Source organism: Vibrio genomosp. F10 str. 9ZD137, from assembly GCF_049974785.1.
In the GTDB taxonomy this organism is placed as follows: Bacteria; Pseudomonadota; Gammaproteobacteria; order Enterobacterales; family Vibrionaceae; genus Vibrio.
The window spans coordinates 1-3,118 of the sequence record NZ_JBNGCJ010000558.1 but is presented as its reverse complement, the minus strand read 5'-3'; the positions used below and the strand labels follow the sequence as shown (position 1 = coordinate 3,118).

Here is a 3,118-nt window from a genome sequence, read left to right as displayed (position 1 = left end):
CGCCAGCGCCGACGCAGACGGCGACGGTTTAACCAATGGCGAGGAAACCACCGCGGGCAGTGATCCACTGGATGGCAACTCCCCGATTTATGCAGGTAATAGCGATGTGGACGGCAATCGAATCCCGAACGGTGTTGATGAACATTACGATCCGAATGCCGATCAAGACGGTGATGGCCTCACTAATGAACAGGAATATATCGAAGGCAGTGACCCAACCAACCCGAACGACCCCGTTTATGCAGGGAACGAAGACCTCGACGCAGACGGTATCCCCAATGGCGTCGATGAAGATTACCTTCCCACTAACGATGGCGATGGCGATGGCTTTAGCAATGGCGAAGAATACGGCGCAGGCTCCGACCCGGCAGATGCCAATAACCCGGTATTCGCGGGAAACGAAGATTTAGATGACGATGGCGACCCCAATGGCATCGACGACGATTACAGCTCTTCTAGCGATGAGGACAGTGATGGTCAAAGCAACCAAACCGAGTATCAAAATGATGGGAACCCGACCGATCCAAACATCCCACTTTACGCAGGAAATCAAGATCTGGATGGCGACGGTACGGTCAATGGTGCGGATACCGACTACAATGCATCGGGAGATTTTGATGGTGATGGCATTCAAAACCAGGCGGAGTATCAGCAAGGCAGCGATCCCGCCGACCCTAACAGCCCGATTATACAAGGCAATGAAGATTCCGATGGCGATGGTATCCCCAATGGTGCCGACCCAGATGTAAACCCTGGTTCTGATGCCGCTGGGGATGCTGACGGGGATGGGGTGTCCAACCTCGACGAATACAACCAAGGCAGCGACCCATTGGTCAAGAACGTGCCGACATTGACACAGTTTGATATGTCTAAATCAGCGATCCAACCAGGAGAGAGCGTTGGGGCTACGTATACCTGGGATCAAAACCAAGGCGCTCCTGGGGAAAAAGTGTTGTACCAATGGAAAACGCCCAATGGGTCAGTGCTATTAAAAGGAGAGGCGAGCGGCGGCGTTATTCCCAATTTTACGTTGAGTGAAATAGGGATTTACACGCTGTTAGTGACACCTTCAAACAGTGCCAATATCAACGGCCCATCGCTTGCTGGCAACATAAAGGTCGAATAGGCCATTGTTATTTGCAACTCATCGTTATTTGCAAATAATCGTTATTTAGGAATGATTGTTATTAAAGAATAATGGTTACTTGAGAGTGATGGTTACTTGAGAGTGATGGTTACTTGAGAATGATTGTTGTCTTAAAAGATATTGTCATGCGCTGTGCGTTGACTTCCTAAGTGCTAGGCGGTGAACGCACACCGAGATCCATCGACAAAGATCCTAAATTAAGCCCCTAAACTATAGTATGAACAATGTATAAGCTTGACTTACCTAATAATACCTTTTTATTTATCTACGCTATACTCTTGTTGATCTATCTAACAATAAGACAGGGAAAGATGAGTAAGCAGTTAAAAAATATTATTATCTTTAGTGAAGTGTACTCTCAGGGAAACTATCGTGATGCCTCGGCAAACCTGGGTATGTCGATAGCCACCATTTCTAGGGCAATCAATGAACTGGAAGAAGACAGCGAAGTTCAGTTGTTTATCAACGTCAAAGGCGAATTTCGTCCGACGGTTTATGCCCATACGCTTTACGAACGATTAACCGTGACTAATACAGAACTTGTGAGCACTTATAACCTGTTTAAATCCGACAGTCACTGCGTTAACGTGCTTATCCCACCACAGCTATCCTCCTCGAATTTGGTTGAAAAACTGGTGGAATACAATCAAGAGTTTGATGTTGCTCTCGTCATTAACGAAGCGCACAGATACGGCTCTTATGACGAAGCCTATACCGCACTGGTGAATGGCGAACTGGATTTTATGTTGGATGGCTACCCCAATAAAGCCAATAGCTTTATTTCAGAGCATATCGGCGAGTTCAACGTCTCACTGATTGCGTCTAAGAAGTATCACGACTCCATCAGCGTGAATGACATAGACGAAAAAACCAAGTTCGCTAAATATTCTTGGCTGGGGCAAACGGGCGATTATTTTCACCAGTATTTTGGCGTGACACCGGAAAAACAGGTTGGATTTGTCACTCAAAACGCGACGACCTATTTTCAGGTGGTGAAAGAGACCCCTTTTATCGGTATCTGCCGAACGGATATCCTTCCCGACTTAGAAAAACACTATGTCTATGATGAAAGTCCATTCATGACGGCCAACATGTATTTTGTTACCACAAAAGCGGCCTTACACAACAAGCCGGTAGTAAAGTGGTTTTATGAAAACTTTAAAAACAGCGACCAGATGATTCCGAATAGAGACTTAAAGATGAAGTGATCTGGGATCCAAGTGTCCTCGAGGGATGAAAAAGCGATAAGACGCTATTTTAATTAGACGCTATTTTTTGTTAGACGCTATCTTATATTAGATGCGATTGTTTATTAGAAGCGATTGTTTACAAGAGAGTGAGTGATTTTTTGTAACCAAACAAACAGATCACTCACTCTCTGAAACCGAACCTCTTCAGTTTAGTCTTGCCTAAATGAATTAATGGCGCTCAAGATCAAGCTGCATGACCTTAACCCAAGCCTGAACAAAATCGGTAACAAAACGATTTTTTGCGTTATCAAAAGCGTACACTTCTGCAACGGCTCTGAGCTCTGAGTTTGAACCAAAGATCAAATCCACCGGTGTTGCCGTGTATTTCACCTTACCTGTTTTCAGCTCAACACCCTCGTATATGCCTTCTGATTTCGCTTTTCGCCACTGAATGGACATATCCAACAAATGCACAAAATAATCATTATTGAGCGTACCCGGCTGGTCGGTAAACACACCATGAGAGCTACGATCTGTATTCGTATTCAGTGCGCGCATTCCTCCGATAAGCACCGTCATCTCTGGGACAGTTAACGTCAGCTGGTCTGCTTTGTCGACCAACGCCTCAACCGGAGACAGCGAATAGCCACTCTGATCATCGCTTTTTTGATAAAAATTGCCTTCATAAAAATTACGGAAGCCATCAGCATGCGGTTCAAGCACAGCAAAAGAAGCCACATCTGTGTTTTGTTGTGTTGCATCGGCTCGCCCTGGGGTAAAG

The 3,118-nt window shown here is 45.5% G+C and carries 2 protein-coding genes and 1 pseudogene; 2 read left to right on the top strand and 1 reads right to left on the bottom strand.

Annotation, left to right across the window (positions count from 1 at the left end; translation table 11 throughout):
• Nucleotides 1–1,126, top strand: a pseudogene (locus tag ACP45E_RS13625) (thrombospondin type 3 repeat-containing protein); the annotation flags it as partial.
• 332 nt (nt 1,127–1,458) lie between these two features.
• The gene (locus ACP45E_RS13620; RefSeq protein ID WP_017037410.1) at nt 1,459–2,355 is read left to right on the top strand and encodes a LysR family transcriptional regulator; all 897 of its coding nucleotides are present in this window, start codon (nt 1,459–1,461) and stop codon (nt 2,353–2,355) included.
• 210 nt (nt 2,356–2,565) lie between these two features.
• Here the strand turns inward: ACP45E_RS13620 and ACP45E_RS13615 are convergent.
• A partial coding sequence (locus ACP45E_RS13615; RefSeq protein WP_347229984.1) for a peroxidase family protein occupies nt 2,566–3,118 on the bottom strand: 553 nt, incomplete at its 5' end.

Coding starts and splice junctions, on each gene's coding strand:
- ACP45E_RS13620 (WP_017037410.1), top strand. CDS start 1,459: ATGAGTAAGCAGTTAAAAAATATTATTATCTTTAGTGAAGTGTACTCT.